Annotated in this window: 21 protein-coding genes, 4 tRNA genes and 1 riboswitch; of the genes, 12 read left to right on the top strand and 13 right to left on the bottom strand. The window is 65.7% G+C overall.

What is annotated here, in order from left to right:
- Window positions 1-90: 90 nt before the first annotated feature.
- On the bottom strand, window positions 91-525 hold the full coding sequence (locus ACZK4Z_RS07735) for a BLUF domain-containing protein (RefSeq protein ID WP_032128935.1): 435 nt from the start codon (window positions 523-525) through the stop codon (window positions 91-93).
- A gap of 131 nt (window positions 526-656) precedes the next feature.
- On the opposite strand from ACZK4Z_RS07735, the gene ACZK4Z_RS07730 reads away from it, so the two are divergent.
- Window positions 657-743 (top strand) — tRNA-Leu (locus ACZK4Z_RS07730).
- Window positions 744-766: 23 nt separating this feature from the next.
- On the opposite strand, the gene hemN is transcribed toward ACZK4Z_RS07730, so the two are convergent.
- Both hemN and ACZK4Z_RS07720 read right to left on the bottom strand, forming a co-directional pair.
- Window positions 767-2176 (bottom strand): oxygen-independent coproporphyrinogen III oxidase, encoded by a 1410-nt coding sequence (hemN, locus tag ACZK4Z_RS07725; protein ID WP_478451310.1) that lies wholly within the window; start codon window positions 2174-2176, stop codon window positions 767-769.
- Between the two features lie 44 nt (window positions 2177-2220).
- Window positions 2221-2661, bottom strand: a complete 441-nt coding sequence (locus ACZK4Z_RS07720) for a group III truncated hemoglobin (RefSeq protein WP_049399954.1) — start codon at window positions 2659-2661, stop codon at window positions 2221-2223.
- A gap of 179 nt (window positions 2662-2840) precedes the next feature.
- On the opposite strand from ACZK4Z_RS07720, the gene ACZK4Z_RS07715 reads away from it, so the two are divergent.
- Window positions 2841-3128: a hypothetical protein gene (locus ACZK4Z_RS07715; RefSeq protein ID WP_010486039.1), complete on the top strand. Its 288-nt coding sequence runs from the start codon at window positions 2841-2843 to the stop codon at window positions 3126-3128.
- The gene (locus ACZK4Z_RS07710; RefSeq protein ID WP_164080509.1) at window positions 3125-4174 is read left to right on the top strand and encodes a 4Fe-4S dicluster domain-containing protein; all 1050 of its coding nucleotides are present in this window, start codon (window positions 3125-3127) and stop codon (window positions 4172-4174) included. The genes ACZK4Z_RS07715 and ACZK4Z_RS07710 overlap by 4 nt, the downstream gene beginning before the upstream one ends.
- A 1-nt stretch (window position 4175) precedes the next feature.
- Here ACZK4Z_RS07710 and ACZK4Z_RS07705 read toward each other — a convergent pair whose 3' ends face one another.
- Window positions 4176-4412 (bottom strand): hypothetical protein, encoded by a 237-nt coding sequence (locus ACZK4Z_RS07705; protein WP_032128931.1) that lies wholly within the window; start codon window positions 4410-4412, stop codon window positions 4176-4178.
- Between the two features lie 353 nt (window positions 4413-4765).
- Window positions 4766-4975, bottom strand: a complete 210-nt coding sequence (locus ACZK4Z_RS07700) for a helix-turn-helix domain-containing protein (protein ID WP_032128930.1) — start codon at window positions 4973-4975, stop codon at window positions 4766-4768.
- A 111-nt stretch (window positions 4976-5086) separates the two neighbouring features.
- Here ACZK4Z_RS07700 and ACZK4Z_RS07695 point away from each other — a divergent pair, with 111 nt between their 5' ends.
- Window positions 5087-5488: a transcriptional regulator gene (locus tag ACZK4Z_RS07695; protein ID WP_010486043.1), complete on the top strand. Its 402-nt coding sequence runs from the start codon at window positions 5087-5089 to the stop codon at window positions 5486-5488.
- Window positions 5489-5510: 22 nt separating this feature from the next.
- Window positions 5511-5574, top strand: a riboswitch (Fluoride riboswitch).
- Between the two features lie 82 nt (window positions 5575-5656).
- Window positions 5657-6049: a fluoride efflux transporter CrcB gene (crcB, locus tag ACZK4Z_RS07690; RefSeq protein WP_032128929.1), complete on the top strand. Its 393-nt coding sequence runs from the start codon at window positions 5657-5659 to the stop codon at window positions 6047-6049.
- Window positions 6050-6052: 3 nt separating this feature from the next.
- Here crcB and ACZK4Z_RS07685 read toward each other — a convergent pair whose 3' ends face one another.
- Window positions 6053-6886 carry an AraC family transcriptional regulator gene (locus tag ACZK4Z_RS07685; protein WP_032128928.1) on the bottom strand — a complete coding sequence of 278 codons (834 nt, stop codon included), beginning with the start codon at window positions 6884-6886 and terminating at the stop codon, window positions 6053-6055.
- Window positions 6887-6982: 96 nt separating this feature from the next.
- Window positions 6983-7495: a P-loop nucleotide/nucleoside kinase family protein gene (locus ACZK4Z_RS07680; RefSeq protein ID WP_478451308.1), complete on the bottom strand. Its 513-nt coding sequence runs from the start codon at window positions 7493-7495 to the stop codon at window positions 6983-6985.
- 261 nt (window positions 7496-7756) lie between these two features.
- Here ACZK4Z_RS07680 and ACZK4Z_RS07675 point away from each other — a divergent pair, with 261 nt between their 5' ends.
- The 3 genes from ACZK4Z_RS07675 (at window position 7757) to ACZK4Z_RS07665 (ending at window position 10005) form a co-directional block, all read left to right on the top strand.
- The gene (locus ACZK4Z_RS07675; protein WP_125894738.1) at window positions 7757-8833 is read left to right on the top strand and encodes an alpha/beta hydrolase family protein; all 1077 of its coding nucleotides are present in this window, start codon (window positions 7757-7759) and stop codon (window positions 8831-8833) included.
- An 88-nt stretch (window positions 8834-8921) separates the two neighbouring features.
- A complete protein-coding gene (locus ACZK4Z_RS07670; protein ID WP_032128925.1) occupies window positions 8922-9122 on the top strand; it encodes a hypothetical protein in 201 nt (66 codons plus the stop codon).
- A 118-nt stretch (window positions 9123-9240) separates the two neighbouring features.
- Entirely contained in the window at window positions 9241-10005 is a 765-nt protein-coding gene (locus ACZK4Z_RS07665) for a thioesterase family protein (protein ID WP_293792561.1), read from the top strand.
- Between the two features lie 17 nt (window positions 10006-10022).
- Here ACZK4Z_RS07665 and ACZK4Z_RS07660 read toward each other — a convergent pair whose 3' ends face one another.
- Both ACZK4Z_RS07660 and ACZK4Z_RS07655 read right to left on the bottom strand, forming a co-directional pair.
- Window positions 10023-10292 (bottom strand): hypothetical protein, encoded by a 270-nt coding sequence (locus ACZK4Z_RS07660; RefSeq protein ID WP_478451305.1) that lies wholly within the window; start codon window positions 10290-10292, stop codon window positions 10023-10025.
- Between the two features lie 123 nt (window positions 10293-10415).
- Window positions 10416-11120, bottom strand: a complete 705-nt coding sequence (locus ACZK4Z_RS07655) for an ArsR/SmtB family transcription factor (RefSeq protein ID WP_049399948.1) — start codon at window positions 11118-11120, stop codon at window positions 10416-10418.
- 105 nt (window positions 11121-11225) lie between these two features.
- Between ACZK4Z_RS07655 and ACZK4Z_RS07650 the strand changes: the two genes are divergently transcribed.
- The gene (locus ACZK4Z_RS07650; protein WP_478451303.1) at window positions 11226-11867 is read left to right on the top strand and encodes a flavin reductase family protein; all 642 of its coding nucleotides are present in this window, start codon (window positions 11226-11228) and stop codon (window positions 11865-11867) included.
- A 10-nt stretch (window positions 11868-11877) separates the two neighbouring features.
- Here the strand turns inward: ACZK4Z_RS07650 and ACZK4Z_RS07645 are convergent, their stop codons facing one another.
- The gene (locus tag ACZK4Z_RS07645; RefSeq protein ID WP_478451302.1) at window positions 11878-12399 is read right to left on the bottom strand and encodes an N-acetyltransferase family protein; all 522 of its coding nucleotides are present in this window, start codon (window positions 12397-12399) and stop codon (window positions 11878-11880) included.
- 77 nt (window positions 12400-12476) lie between these two features.
- On the opposite strand from ACZK4Z_RS07645, the gene ACZK4Z_RS07640 reads away from it, so the two are divergent.
- Window positions 12477-12911 carry an NUDIX hydrolase gene (locus ACZK4Z_RS07640; protein WP_478451300.1) on the top strand — a complete coding sequence of 145 codons (435 nt, stop codon included), beginning with the start codon at window positions 12477-12479 and terminating at the stop codon, window positions 12909-12911.
- 77 nt (window positions 12912-12988) lie between these two features.
- Here ACZK4Z_RS07640 and ACZK4Z_RS07635 read toward each other — a convergent pair.
- The 3 genes from ACZK4Z_RS07635 to ACZK4Z_RS07625 form a co-directional block, all read right to left on the bottom strand.
- A tRNA-Cys gene (locus ACZK4Z_RS07635) sits at window positions 12989-13062 on the bottom strand.
- A gap of 66 nt (window positions 13063-13128) precedes the next feature.
- A tRNA-Gly gene (locus ACZK4Z_RS07630) sits at window positions 13129-13204 on the bottom strand.
- 142 nt (window positions 13205-13346) lie between these two features.
- Window positions 13347-13422 (bottom strand) — tRNA-Gly (locus ACZK4Z_RS07625).
- Between the two features lie 130 nt (window positions 13423-13552).
- On the opposite strand from ACZK4Z_RS07625, the gene ACZK4Z_RS07620 reads away from it, so the two are divergent.
- Entirely contained in the window at window positions 13553-13954 is a 402-nt protein-coding gene (locus tag ACZK4Z_RS07620) for a hypothetical protein (RefSeq protein ID WP_180837480.1), read from the top strand.
- Complete coding sequence (locus tag ACZK4Z_RS07615) at window positions 13947-14390, top strand: hypothetical protein (protein WP_478451298.1); 444 nt, start codon at window positions 13947-13949, stop codon at window positions 14388-14390. Before ACZK4Z_RS07620 ends, ACZK4Z_RS07615 begins: the two co-directional genes overlap by 8 nt.
- Window positions 14391-14496: the final 106 nt, after the last annotated feature.

Below are 14496 nucleotides of genomic sequence, written 5' to 3'. Positions count from 1 at the left end.
CCAACACACTCATCTGCTGCACCACTCCGGAAAACCTGCGCCAGAAAGGCTACAGCCTACCGGCCCCGGCGCCCTGCCGCCAAGGCGGGCTCAGGACCCCAACGCCACCGCGGCCGGTTCCAGTTCGCCGTCTGCGCCGGTCCAGGCCTGCAGCAGGCGCTCGAATCCACCGCTGCCAAGCAGGAAGCCGGGCCACGCGGCGTCGACGATCTGTGCCAGCAGCTCCGGTTCGATCCGCCGCGTGCCCATCGACCAGCGCGGAAATGCGCGCTGCACCACGGGGGCACGGCACAACACTTTCAGCTGCCCGTGGCTGCGCGCATTGAGGATGCGCTGGAACACCGAATCGATGCCGTCCTCCGGGCCCTCGAGATACTGCAGGAAGCGCGCTCCGTCGAACATCAGCACACCGGTGACACCGGCTACACGATTGAATGCCGTGGCGTCGGCCAGCAGGCGGTCAAGATCGGTTGTCTGCAGATCGGCGCGGGCCTCACTGGCATAGGCAATCGCGTGCAGCGACATCAGGTGGCTCCCCCCCTGGGAACGATGGCAGGGACTATGACATGAATGCGATCGACAGTTAAGCACGCCGCGGCCATGATGCAATCCGGTTGCGGAACCGCAGGTGGGCTACAATCGGCCCCGCGCTGCAGGCCCGGATGGCGAAACTGGTAGACGCATCGGACTTAAAATCCGCCGGGGGCAACCCCATGCCGGTTCGATTCCGGCTCCGGGCACCACACGCACGCAGCACGTCCCGCTTTCAGATCGCCCGCGAATAACGTGGTTGCTCGTGCGCGGCACGCAGATACGGGTCAAAGCACATCGCCAGCAGCCGCAGCAGCGGTCGCCCGGGTTCACTGGCGCGCACCACGCCATCGCGGTATTCGGCCAGGCCGTCTTCCTGCAGCCTCTGTACCGAACGCAGGTCCTCGGCGAAGTACTGCTCGAAATCCACGCCGTGACGCTGCCCCAGCAGCACGCCATCCACCTCGCCCTGGCACATCAGCTGCTGGATCAGTTCCGCGCGCAACCGGTCGTCGGCACTCAACGCCACGCCGCGCCAGACCGGCAACTGACCCTGGTCCACCGCGTCCTCCCACGACGGCAGGTCGCGCGGATTCTGGCTGTAGGTGGCACCGATGTGGCTGATCGCACTCACGCCCAGGCCGAGCAGATCGGTATCGGCGTGGGTGGTATAGCCCATGAAGTTGCGATGCAGCTGGCCGGCGCGTTGTGCGCGCGACAGATCCTCTTCCGGCAACGCAAAGTGATCCATGCCGATGTACTGGTAGCCCGCCGCGGAGAGCTTCTCCACTGCCAGGCCCAGCAGCGCCAGCTTGTCTTCCGGTGACGGCAAGCGGCTTTCGTCGATCTGCTTCTGCGCGCGGAACAGATGCGGCAGATGCGCGTAGCCGTAGACCGCCAGACGGTCCGGGCGCAGCGCCAGCACCAGCTCGAGGGTGCGACCGAAGCCTTCCAGGCTCTGTCCCGGCAACCCATAGATCAGATCGACGTTGACCGATCGCATGCCGCTGTCGCGGCAGGCGCGCAGGATGTCCAGCGTCTGCTGCACGCCCTGCACGCGGTTGATCGATTCCTGCACCTGCGGATCGAAATCCTGCACGCCCAGGCTGGCCCGGTTGAAGCCCAGCCGCGCCAGCATGGCGACGTCGCGGGTGTCGATGAAGCGCGGATCGAGTTCGATCGAGAAATCGCGCTGCGGCGAATCACTGAAATCGAAGCGCCGGCGCAATCCTTCCACCAGCGTGGTCATCGCTTCGGCATCGAGGAAGTTCGGCGTACCACCGCCCAGGTGCAGCTGGATCACTTCACGGCCGTCATCGAACTGCGGCGCCAGCAGGTCGGCCTCGGCCAGCACGCGTGAGACGTAGCTGTGGCCACGACCGCGATCACGGGTGATCACCCGGTTGCAGCCGCAGTAGAAGCAGGGGCTGGAACAGAACGGCACATGCACGTACAGCGACAGCGCGCGGGCCAGCTGGTTGCTGTCGGCGATCGCCTGGCGCAGCGCCGGCGCGTCGAAGCCATCATGGAAATGCGGCGCGGTCGGGTACGAGGTGTAGCGCGGGCCCGGCCGGTCGTGCCGGCGCAGAAGATCGGGGTCGAAGGTCCAGGCCAGGCCACCGGCGGCGGGAGAGAACGTGTCCATGCCGCCAGCATCGCGCCGGGCGGCCCGCGCCGCCTTGACCCAGATCAATCCTTGCCGGGGATCCCCAGCACCGGCAGGCCGACCTGCGGCCAGCGCAGCATCTGGTAGCGCTTCCAGAAGGTGTCACCGATGCGCGCGGCCACGTCGTTGGCCAGCTCCTGCATCGGCGGGTTGTTGCATTCGGCGGTGGTGATCCGGAACAGCACCAGCCAGCGGTCGAACAGGTCCTTGTCCAGCTCGATGGCCATGTGCTTGGACATCGGCGAGCCCTTGAACCGGCGGGTGCCGCGCAGCATCGCCGACCAGAAGTCGACCAGCTGCGCCAGGTGCTCGGGCCAATCGTGGACGTGCGCGCCGAACACCGGCCCCAGCCGCTCTTCCTCGCGCACGCGCGCATAGAAGTCGTGAACCAGGCGGGTCACTTCCTGCTCGGTGCACAACTCGGGCGAGGCGACGGGGAGGACAGGCGGCGGTGTTGCGTTCATCGGGGTACCCAAAGCGTGCCGGCAGTGTGCCGCAGCCGGCCATCACCACCGTTGATCCAGATCAATGTCGGCGCAGTCCGCTGCGCCTAGGCTGGCACGCTTGCAGGAAGCATGCCCTGCGGATGCGGCGCCGACCCTGGCGAAGTATACGCGCCGCCCACTTTTCGATCCGGGACAGCATGAACAGACCTTCTCCCAACCGCCGCCAGCGGCTGATCCAGCAGTGGGGCGCCATCCTCTGGCCCAGCTTCATCGCCGCCGGCGTGGCCAGCGTGGTGTTCTTCGCCTTCGTCGATCCATTGCGCCTGCAGGCCATCAGTTTCCCGGGCACCGCAATCAGCCGCGAACTGGGTTACACGGCGGGATTCTTCATGTTCTGGTCGGTGACGGCACTGTCCAGCGCGGTCACCTGGTACCTGCAGCGGCCCATGCCGAGCGATGACGACGACGAGCTGCCGCTGGGATGAGCACGTCATGTACCCGGACTCCCCGTCCCTGGCACTGGCGCGGCACGCTCAGCGCCGCCCTGCTGGCGCTGTTCTACGCACTGCCGTGGCTGCGCTGGGAGGGCCGCCAGGCGCTGCTGCTGGACATCAACGCGCGGCGATTCGACCTGTTCGGCTGGACCCTGTGGCCCGGAGACGTCGGCGTACTGATCGGCCTGCTGGCGGTACTGGCCGTCGGCCTGGCGCTGCTTACCCACCTCGCCGGACGCATCTGGTGCGGCCATGCCTGCCCGCAGACGCTGTGGCGGCGCGCCTTCGACTGGATCGCCCGCAGCGCGGCCCGCATGCTGCCGGCACCTGCTGTACGCCCGGTCACCCAGCTGGCCTGGGGACTGCTGTCAGTGTGGACCGGCATTACCTTCGTCGGCCTGTTCAGCCCGATCACCGGCTTGCTGGCCGCCGCGCCAAACGCTGGCTGGAGCGGCTGGGAAACGTTCTGGGTACTGTTCTATGCCGCTGCCACCTGGGGAAACGCCGGTTTCCTGCGCGAGCAGGTCTGCCGTTCGCTGTGCCCGTTCGCACGCATGCAGCCACTGCTGACCGATCCGCATACGCCGCGCATGCTGTACGACGCCCGTCGCGGTGAGCCGCGCGGGCCACGTCCATCCGGGCTCGGCGGGGTGCTGGGCCGTGGCCGCGGCCTGCTCGACCCGACCACTGCGCAGGACTACGTATTCCGCGCCGCGCATCCGCTGCTGGCTGGACCGATGCCGACCTTCAGCGCCGACCGTCTGGGTGATTGCACCGATTGCGCGGCCTGCGTCATTGCCTGCCCGATGCAACTGGACATCCGACAGGGACCGCACGCCGATTGCCTGGCCTGCGGTGCCTGCCTGGAGGCCTGCGCACAACAGCAGCACCGGGCCGGTTTCGGTCCGGCGCTGGTGCGCTACTGCAGTCCGCAGGCAATGGCCGGACAACCGAAGCGCCTGTGGCGACCCCGGACGTTGGCGCTGCTGTCCTTGTTGCTGGCGCTGCTTGCCTGCGGCGCCTGGCGCCTGCTCTGAATCAACGCGACCCGCTGGCGTGCGGCGGCACAAGCTGCGCACGCCGGACGATGCCCAGCTGTTCGATGATCAGCGCCATTTCGTTGGTGACTTCGGTACGCTCGGTCCCCTGCGGGACCAGACGGTCCAGCACCTGCTGGTAGGTATCCCAGAACGCCGGACCGCATCCGTGTTTGTGGTAACTGGCTTCCAGTTCGCGGCGTACCCGTTCAGCCAAGCCATGCATGCCGTATTCCATACGACCTCCGTTGGACTTGTTCTGCATTGTTGACGGTCTACCGACTCACTTGCGTGCTACTGAAAGACTCCCAGGCTTCACGCCTGGTTGACTCCAATTAGTCATAGATTTCACGACAGGTCAATTACATGCGGCGACTTTCGCGATTGAAATTATTAATCGTTCACGAAACCACATACGGGACCCCGGGGCCCCCGGATGGGGTGAAGCCGACAGGCCGCGGGAACCATGGACCGATGACTCCAGTAGATTGCGCCGATTGTGACCCTCAGATCGATCGATCTTGCCTATTTCGCTAAGCATACTTAGCAAATTGCGCTTAGCGTGCTAAATGCGACAAAAGGCGGCGCAAGTCAGATGGATTCGCCCGCCGACGCTTCTGTCGTGGGGAACAGGTTCGGATAGCGCTGATGCAGGATGTACTGCCGCAGGGCCGGAATCGGGAAATCCTTCGGCCATTGCGACACTGCGGAACGGCTGATGCCAAAGAAGCGGGCCAGTTCGGCATCGGTCTGGAATCCCAGCCGGGTGCGCACCTGCCGCTTGCTCCAGAATTCGGTCACGGTCGGTCCTTCTGTTAACCAGACTGATTCTTGCGACAAGGCTTCTTCGCAATCCACGCGTTAAGCTGGCTTGCATAGATGAATACTCTCGGCCAACGACTCGCGGCAGCCATGAAGAAGGCCGGGCACCCACGCCCGGCCGATCTGGCACGCGCCGCCAAATCAACGACAGCAACCATCAGCAACTGGCTCAACGACCACGTGAGCGCCTCGCACGTGAAAGCCGAACAGCTGTTCCGCATCGCCGATGCGGCCAAGCTGGACGCACGCGAGCTGCTGTACGGGGTCAGCGGGCTCGGCGTCGGTGAGCCTGGCAGTGCCTACATCCCCAGCCAGGCCCATCTGGATGTCTGGCAGGACGCCTACGAGCTGGTCAGTCACCTGGTGGCCGAGAACGGGCTGGAGATCGACCATCGCCGCCATGCAGCGTTGGATCTGCTCGCGTTCGAACTGCTGATGGATGGCTTCAGCCGCAGCAAGGTCGCCCGCGTGCTGACGACCTCGATGACGTGAATGCACCGCCGCTGGTAGCATGGACCGCGATGGGGATGGGGCTCCCCCGATAACCGCCTGAGAAGGCTGATGGCTCCTGCCAGGACGAACCCGGTGTTCGTCGACGGCAGGTCGTGCCTGCCCTCGGCGTTCGCCATTGACCCTGCGAACCCGCATTCGAGGCACGCCATGCAAACACTGAACAATTATTTCCTGGTCTTCGTCGGAGGCGGCATCGGTGCCTGCCTGCGCCATGCCTGCAACCTGATCGGCGCGCGGGTGGCCGTCGGCAGTCCCTGGCCCTGGTCGACCTTCCTGATCAACGTCAGCGGCGCCCTGCTGATGGGCGTGGTGGTCGAGGTCTTCGCGATGCGCAATGGCGCCTCGCCGCAGCTGCGCCTGCTGCTGGCCACCGGCATCCTCGGCGGCTACACCACGTTTTCCACCTATGCGCTGGAGATCGGCCTGCTGCTGCAGCGTGGCCAGCATGGGCTGGCGGCACTGTATGCCGGCGGCTCGGTGGCACTGGGCCTGGCCGGCCTGTTCGGTGGGATGAAGCTGGCCCGGCTGGTGCTCGGCTGACGCTCAGGCCGCACTGGCACGGGCCTGTCCCCGCCATTCCCGCGGCGACTGCCCGGTGTGCGCCTTGAACGCGCGCGACAGCGCCGCTTCGCTGCCATAGCCCACATCATCGGCAATCCGCTTCAGCGGCCGCCCCTGGCGCAGTGCCTGCTGCGCCAACCCCACCCGCCAGCCCTGCAGGTACTGGCCCGGCGTGGTGCCCATCGCCTCGCGGAAACTGGCGGCGAACACGCTGCGTGACATGCCGGCCACTTCGGCCAGGTCTTCCAGCGTCCACGCCTGCGCCGGCGCTTCATGCATCGCCACCAGCGCCAACCGCAGCCGCGGATGACCCAGCCCGGCGAACAGGCCGCCACGCATCTCGCCGCCTTCCATCAGCTGGCGCAGCACCTGGATCATCACCACCTCGAACAGCCGGTTGACCATCGCCGCCCGCCCGCAACGCTGCTCGAACGCTTCTTCGAACAGCAGTTCCAGCGCCGCGTTGCCGCCATACAGATCGGCCAGCGGCAGGCAGATGAAATCAGGCAGCGCGGCGCTGATCGGATTGAGCCGGCCGCCCTCGAAATGCAGGTTGGCGCAGGCCATGTCGGCGCCCTGCTGCGGGTCGGTGCTGAAGCGATGCGGCATCGGCCGCGGATACAGCAGCAGGCTCGGCACTTCGACCTGCACGGTCTGCTGCCCGTGGCTGACCTGCACCGGCCCGCGCCGCACCAGGTGCAGCTGACCCGCCTCGTCTTCGCCCTCCAGCGTGTTGATGCCGCACAGCGCACCGGCATGGAATACCGAAGCGGTCACCGCAAAGCGTTCAAGCAGTATGGCGAGACGGTCGACCATGACGGGACTCCGGGTCAAGCGAGGCGAGCTCAATGCGACAGATCGTATCGGAATCGCCACCGAGATGGTCGACTGAACGCCGCCCTCTCTGCGCCCTCAAGCCTCCTGTGAATGACGGATCACCACGAAGCCCTCTTCCTGCGCAGGTGCCACGAAGTGACGGGTGATCTGCTCGAAGGCTTCGTCGCTGGCCTGGAACGGGTGCTCGCCGCGCGCGTTGCGGGCATGCAGCCGCGCCTTGCAGATGGCGTCGGCAACATCGAGAAAATGCAGCTGGTGGGCAACACCGGCCGACTCGAACAGTTCGCGGCCCCATGCACGGGCGGCCCGCGTATTGAACGGAACGTCGAGCACGACCGAAACGCCGACCTGCAGGATTGCGCATACATGCTGCATCAGCGCTCCGCGCAGCGCGGCCGCGCGCTGCAGGTAATCGGCAACGGAATGGATCTGGTCGGGATACAGCGCGGCCAGCCAGGCGTCCTCGCTGATCAGCACGTGACGTGGCTGCGCCGCCAGCTGCTGCGACAGGGTGGATTTGCCGGCACCGATCTTGCCGCACACCAGGTGCAGGGTCGGCGCATTGTCGGTCGATGAAAGATGATGCATCTGCGTTCTCCTCGATGGATTCCAGTACCCGGGAGAGCGCCGCATGCAACCCGCCTTCCCGGGCGGGTTGCATGGCCGTGGCGACCGCGCGCTATCCCGCCTTCCCGTGGGGAATGCGGATAATCGACGCGGTGCTGTGCAGGACCATGCCGCCAGCGTAGAGCGCAGCCTGGCCGGCGGGCAATCCCCTGCGGCAGTGCAGCGCGCGCAAGGTTTTGCGGGGATCTATGCTCGGCGCCATTCCCGCATGGAATGACCACGATGCGACCCTTGCTTCGATGCGCCCTCGCCCTCGGCCTTCTGCTGCCTGCGGCATCGCTGCTGGCCGCGCCACCCACGGCACCACGCATGCTCAGCGGCGAGCTGCAGGGCGCCCCCTGGCGGCTGGACGTGCCGGCTGACTGGAACGGCGACCTGGTGATGCTGGCGCACGGCTACGAGCCGGTGGGCGTGCCACGCACTACGCCGATGACCGCCAATGACAGCACCGCAACGCTGCTGTCCGCAGGCTACGCAGTCGCGCAGAGTGCCTACGCCAGCCAGGGCTGGGCAGTGGCCGATGCGATCACCGACATGGAGCGCCTGCGCCAGCACGCGCTGGGCGAACTCAAGCGCGTGCGCCACACCTGGCTGCTCGGATTCTCGATGGGCGGAGCGGTGACACTCGCCAGCCTCGAACGCTTCCCGCAGCACTACACCGGTGGCGTCTCGCTGTGCGGTGCCAATCTCAGTGGCGAACAGATCGCCGCAGATCTGCTGACCACGCTGGTCGCCTTCGATTACTTCTTCCCCAACGCTGCAGGCCTGCCGGCCACCGGACTGGCTTCGCATGAAGCGGCCGTGCTGCCGCAGGGAGTGCTCTATCAGGGCATCGCCGACGCGCTGCAACGGAATCCCCAGCATGCCGACGTGCTCGCCAAGCGACTGCAGGTCGCTCCGGATGCACTGGCCGGGACAATCAGCCTGCACACGCTGGTCCTGCATGAACTGGCCACGCGCAGCGGCGGCATGCCGGCCGGCAACCTTGGTGTGGTGTACAGCGGATTCGGTGACGACGCCGCGTTCAATGCCGGCGTGCAGCGCATCGCTCCCGTGCCTGCGGCACAGGCCGATGTCCGCGCGAAGCTGGCACTTAGCGGCGCGTTGAAGCGACCGCTGGTGGTCCAGTTCAACAACAACGATCCCACCATCGTGCCGCACATGCAGGCGGTGTATCCGCAGATGGCCGCACAGGCCGGCGCGCGACCATTGCCGCGCGTGCTGCCGCCGGTGGGCGAAGGGCATTGTGGCTTCTCTGAAGCACAGGTTGTCGATGCCTTGAAGGCAATCCAGCGTTGAGCTCAACGTGTCGCAGCGCATCAGGGGCGCGCCATAAGGACTGCTATGGTGGCCGGGCCCATTGACGGGCACACAAAGGACTGACGTGATGATCAAGACGACCTTGAAGACCGTGATGTTCCTTGGCATGGCCGTGACCGGGCTGGCCTTCGCCGCAGGCCCCTGTGAATTCTGCAGCCAGCAGTACGAATATTGTCTGCGCGCAACCTCAGGCCCACTGGCCAAGACACCCGCAGAATGCCTGGCCCAGTACAAGATGTGCCGCGAAATGGATTGCCAGTCCTCCTGACCGGCATCCGGCCGGCTCCTGCGGGAGCCGGCTCAGCCGGCCACGCTGCCAAACGCTTACGATGCAGGGACCCGCGCAGCATCTGCCGCCTCCCCTCCCTGCTGACACAACGCATACGATGGCCTTCTTCGAACGACTGAGCGACACCCGCTACCTGCCGACCGAACACACGGGCGGCGCCTGGAACATCCGCGAACAACACATCGCACCTGCGATCGGGCTGCTGGCGCACCACCTGGAACGCGACGCCGCAGCGCGTGGGCACGGTTTTCTGATCGCGCGCCTGTCCTACGACATCCTCGGCACCATTCCGATCGAAGCGATGGAGGCCGACGTACAGGTGCTGCGCGGTGGTCGCACCATCGAACTGGTCGAAGCCACGCTGCGCCATGACGATCGCCCGGCGCTGCGCGTGCGTGCATGGCTGATGCGCCCGAACGATACGCAGGCCATCGCCGGCACGCCGATCGCCGGCATTGCTCCGCCGGAATCAATGCCCGCGTGGGACCCAGGTACGGTCTGGCCAGGCGGTTTCATCAAGAGCGTGGAGATCCGCCGACACGATCAGGGGCCCGGCCGTGCCACCTACTGGGCGCGCGCGAAGCACGCGCTGCTGGACGGCGAGCCGGTCAGTCCGCTGGCCCGTGCCGCCACCCTGTTCGATCTGTCCAATGGCATGGCCGTGCGCGCCGATCCGAAGGAGGTCGCCTTCCCCAACCTCGATCTGACCGCGCACCTGTTCGGCATGCCCGAAGGCGAGTGGCTGGGCTTCGACACGTCGGTGTCGTTTGGCCACCAGGGTCTCGGCTTGACCAGCACCGTGCTGCACGATGCGCGCGGTCCGATCGGCATGCTCGGCCAGGCACTGACCGTACGCCCGTAATCCCCAAAAGGGCGGCGTCAGCCGCCCAGCGTACCCATGGTGAAGGTGTAGCCGGAGCTCATCAGGAATTCGCGCATGCGCATCTCCGCGCGCCGCGGTGAAGCCAGGTTGGCCGGTGCATACAGCGCGTAGACCACGCCCGCGCCTTCGATGGCTTCACGCCGCACGCCACAGTGGCGGGTCTCCGAAGCAATCACCCATCCATCCTTCAGCCGATCCGGTCCGATCGACTGGCCGTTCATCAGCCGGAACGTCAGCCAACGTACTTCCACAGAAGATTTGTTCATTGCCGGCATACCGCCAGCGTGCCGCGATCGTTCATGTCCTTGCTCGCCATTGCAGCTCCCTAAGACTTGGAACTCGACCATAGCGCCTTGCCATGTCGTGGGCGAATGAGACTGGAGGGGCCCTTATGTCGCCAGGCCGAACCGCGTCCACAGCGCTTCGCGCCCCGGCTGCGTCAGGCGCAGTTCGCGTCGACCCTCAACCCGCCGAAGCCAATCGTTCTTCACGAAGCTGTCCAGCATCGCCTCGCCGACCAGCCCGGCCAGATGCGGGCGCCGCTCGGTGCAGTCCAGGCATCCTCGGCAGTAGCGCGCAGGCTTGACCGTCACGGGAAGCCGCAGCAGCTCAGCCAGCGGCTGGCCGAGCTCCTGCAGGAACGCTGCGCCCTCCACACTCACCTGCCAATGCGCCTGGTGCGGGACCAGGTGCCCTGCCTGCAACAAGCGGTCGGTAATCGCCACCGCATGCACACCGGCCAGATGCCGGTAGCAGGAACGCGCCTGGCGCAACGCCGGCATGCTGCGTGATGCCTCAGCGGTGCAGGACGGCGTGCGGTCCGCAACGCGCAGGATGCCCTCCAGCATGTCGGCGACTTCGTGCGAGGCCAGCCGGTGATAGCGATGGCGCCCCTGCGCGACAGCGACCAGCAGGTCGCCCTCGACCAGCCTGCGCAGATGCGTGCTCGCCGTCTGCGGTGTCACCCCAGCCACGCGTGCCAGCTCCGTCGCGGTATACGCACGCCCATCCATCAACTGCAGCAGCATGGATGCGCGCGCCTGGTCGCCAACCAGGGCACCGACGCTGACAAGGGAACCTGAGGTGTGGACCATGCCCGCATTGTGGCACGCCATTGCAGGCCGACAGTTCGATGCAGGCCGAAGCGTCGGCACCCGCTGCCACGGCACAGTGGCCACCCCGATAGTGCAAGGCCTGCCGTGAAAACCGCTCCGATTCCCCGCCGCCGCATCACCCCTTCGGTCCTGTACCCGGGCACGCCTGTGTTGCTGATGACCACGCTGAACGACGACGGCAGCAGCAACATCAGTCCGTTGTCTTCGTTCTGGGCCCTGGGCAACCGGGTAGTGCTGGGCCTCGGCGTGCAGGGTCAGGGCTATCGCAACCTGCAGCTGCGCAACGAGTGCGTACTGAACTTCCCATCCTCCGCGCAGGCCGCACAGGTCGAGGCCATCGCGCGCGCGACAGGCTGCGACCCGGTGCCCACTGCCAAACAGGCGATGGGCTACGTGCACGTCCGCGACAAGTTCGCGCTGGGGGGCTTCAGTGCGGTCGCCTCGACGCACGTCGCGCCAGAGGCGATTGCCGAGTGCCCGCTGCAGGTGGAAGTCAGCGTGATGGCGATGCACCCGCCCGGCGAGGATGACGGTCAGGGCTTCGTGATCGTCGAAGGACGGATCCGTTGCGTGCATGCGCACGAAGCGATCACCGTGGCTGGCACCCAGCACATCGATGTCGCCCACTGGAAACCGTTGATCTATCTGTTCCGCCACTACCTGAGCGTGGGTGAACCAGTCGGGCGCAACTTCCGCGCGCAGATGCCGGTCCACGATCCGGCGTAGAGCGGGTGATTCAAGGTGCCGGCGATGGTGGGTGGCTGGTCACTGAAATCCAGTACGACACCATGTCCACATAGCGGCCGTCGCGCTTCACCGCGCGCGGCTCGACGCCGGATTCGGTGAAACCCAGCGATTCATACAGCGCGCGCGCGGCGGCGTTGTCCGCCAGCACCGTGAGAGTGAGCGATTCGATGCCTTCCGCGCGCGCAGCCGCGAACGCGGCAAGAAGAAGCTGACGGGCGATACCCTGGCCTCGATGGCCAGCACCCACATGGACACTGTGCACTTCCGCCGTATGCCGTCGCGCCATCCGCACCGGGCGTACGTAACGCAGGAAACCCACCAGCATGCCGTCCACGAACGTGCCGAAGTAGCGCGTGCTGGGATCGCCAACCTGGGCGCGCATCACGTCCGCCGAGTCATTCTGCGCCTCGGCCAGCGTGGACAGGAACGCCGCAGGCGACTCGCGAAGGGCCTGCAACCGTGCTTGCCAGAGAATATCGGCGTCGTCAGCGCCGAGTTGCCGGAGAAGCATGCGACACACCTGTGAGCTTGCTGATGCACAGGTGCCCAGCCTAGCGCGGGTTCGCCTGATACGGCGTGCATGCAAGAATGAAGACAGCTCCTTCTTCACTCTCCGCCATTACTGAACTTCAGATTCCCCGCGTTGGATGCGGCGCCGTCGTCCGTGATGCCGACGGCCGCATCCTGCTGATCCAGCGCGGACGCGATCCGGAGCGCGGGCACTGGGGCCTGCCCGGCGGCAAAGTCGACTGGATGGAAACGGTGGAGGCTGCCGTGGTCCGCGAAACTCGCGAGGAGACGGCGTTGGAAGTGACGCTGCTGCGCCTGCTGTGCGTGGCCGATCATTTCGAGCCGACACTTGCGCAGCACTGGGTCGCGCCGATCTTCGAGGCTCGGGCACCTGCCGGTGCCGAGGCCTCCATCCAGGAGCCGGGTGTGCAGACAGGGCTGGGCTGGTTCGCGCTGGATGCCCTGCCCCAGCCGTTGACCCAAGCCACGGTGCAGGCGCTGGCCAAGCTGTAGCGGATATCGATCCGGACGCAGGTTAGCTGGCATCCAGACAAACAAAAAAGCCCTGACCGGAGTCAGGGCTTTTCAATTGGAGGCCTCAAGCGGAATCGAACCGCTGTAAACGGATTTGCAATCCGGTGCATAGCCACTCTGCCATGAGGCCAACGTACTGCGCGCCAGGAACGGAGCCCTGACAAGACAAAACCCCATGATGGGGCCTGTCGGAACATGGAGCGGGAAACGAGACTCGAACTCGCGACCTCAACCTTGGCAAGGTTGCGCTCTACCAACTGAGCTATTCCCGCGTAAGCCGCCATGGTACCGGAAATCCGGAACACACACCAGCGATTTCACTTTTCTGACTGCGCGTAAAGCCTTGTGGCCCAACGTGCCCCGCCTTGCCGTGGCGGGAGAAAAACAAGGCCCCTACCGGGGCCCTGTAGAATCTGGAGCGGGAAACGAGACTCGAACTCGCGACCTCAACCTTGGCAAGGTTGCGCTCTACCAACTGAGCTATTCCCGCAGATTCCGTTCGACCTGCGTCGAAGGAGCGCTATTGTGTCCAAATTCCTTCACGCCGTCAACAGTCTTCACATCATGCGGTCACGGGCGTCCGCACTGGGGTACGCTGCCCCGCCCAGCCCCGTGCGCCCATGTTCCTTCGCGGCAAGCCCCTGTTGATCGCCCTGGCGCTGCATCTGCTGGTAGCGCTGCTGTACTGGGCATTGATTCCGCTGGGAATGAACTGGTATCGCGACCATTTCGGCTTCACCTCCCATCGCGACATCGGCCTGGGCATCGCCCAGTTTTATCTGTTCTGGATGTTCATTGGCGCCCAGCCGCTGATCGCGGTGCTGCGGCCACTGTTTGCCAAGCTGCTGGTCCTGACGATTCCTTTGGCGTTCGCCAGCTGGACGCTGATGCACAACCATCCGCTGCGCCTGCTGTACTTCACCGCCGGGCCCGGCCTGCTGGCACTGGCCGCAATCGTCATCTCCGCATGGTATGCATCACGCAACCGCCTCCCCGCCGCCATGGACACCGCCGATGCCTAGACGCTACGTCCGCCTGTTCTGGTTGCTGGTCGCGCTGACCTGGCTGGCGCTGATCGTCGCGCTGGTCAATGCCGGCTTCACCCCGGACTACTGGTTGCTGCACCGCCTGGAAGGCGCCGAGCTGCCCTACCCGACCAGCACTGTCATCGTGTTCGCGTTGCTGGGCACGGTTGAACTGGTCATGGCCGCCTTGATCGTGCGGCCATGGAAACTGAAGCGACTGTGGCTGCGCCTGTTGATTGCCTTCGTGCTGCTGCTGGCCTGGTCGGTACCATGGCTGCTGTCGGCGATGCACCAACCACCGGTGCAGGGAATGCACCTGCTGTGGTTGCTGCTGTTGGACGTGGGACTGCTGCTGGCGCTGTGCGTGGTGTCGCTGGTCAGTGTCCTGGGACGCATTTCCGGCAGGAAGAAGACCCCGACTGCGGTTCCTTAAGGCGCTGGACCCGAGGGCTTCACCGCTTCATTTTCGGATCTCTTGCATGGATTGCGGCAGGCCGATGCAGGAAGGTTGAGGATCCGCCAGCGACGAACGCCTGCAT

Source organism: Stenotrophomonas sp. 71799_Sma, from assembly GCF_056482505.1.
This window is presented reverse-complemented; position numbering and strand designations above follow the sequence as displayed.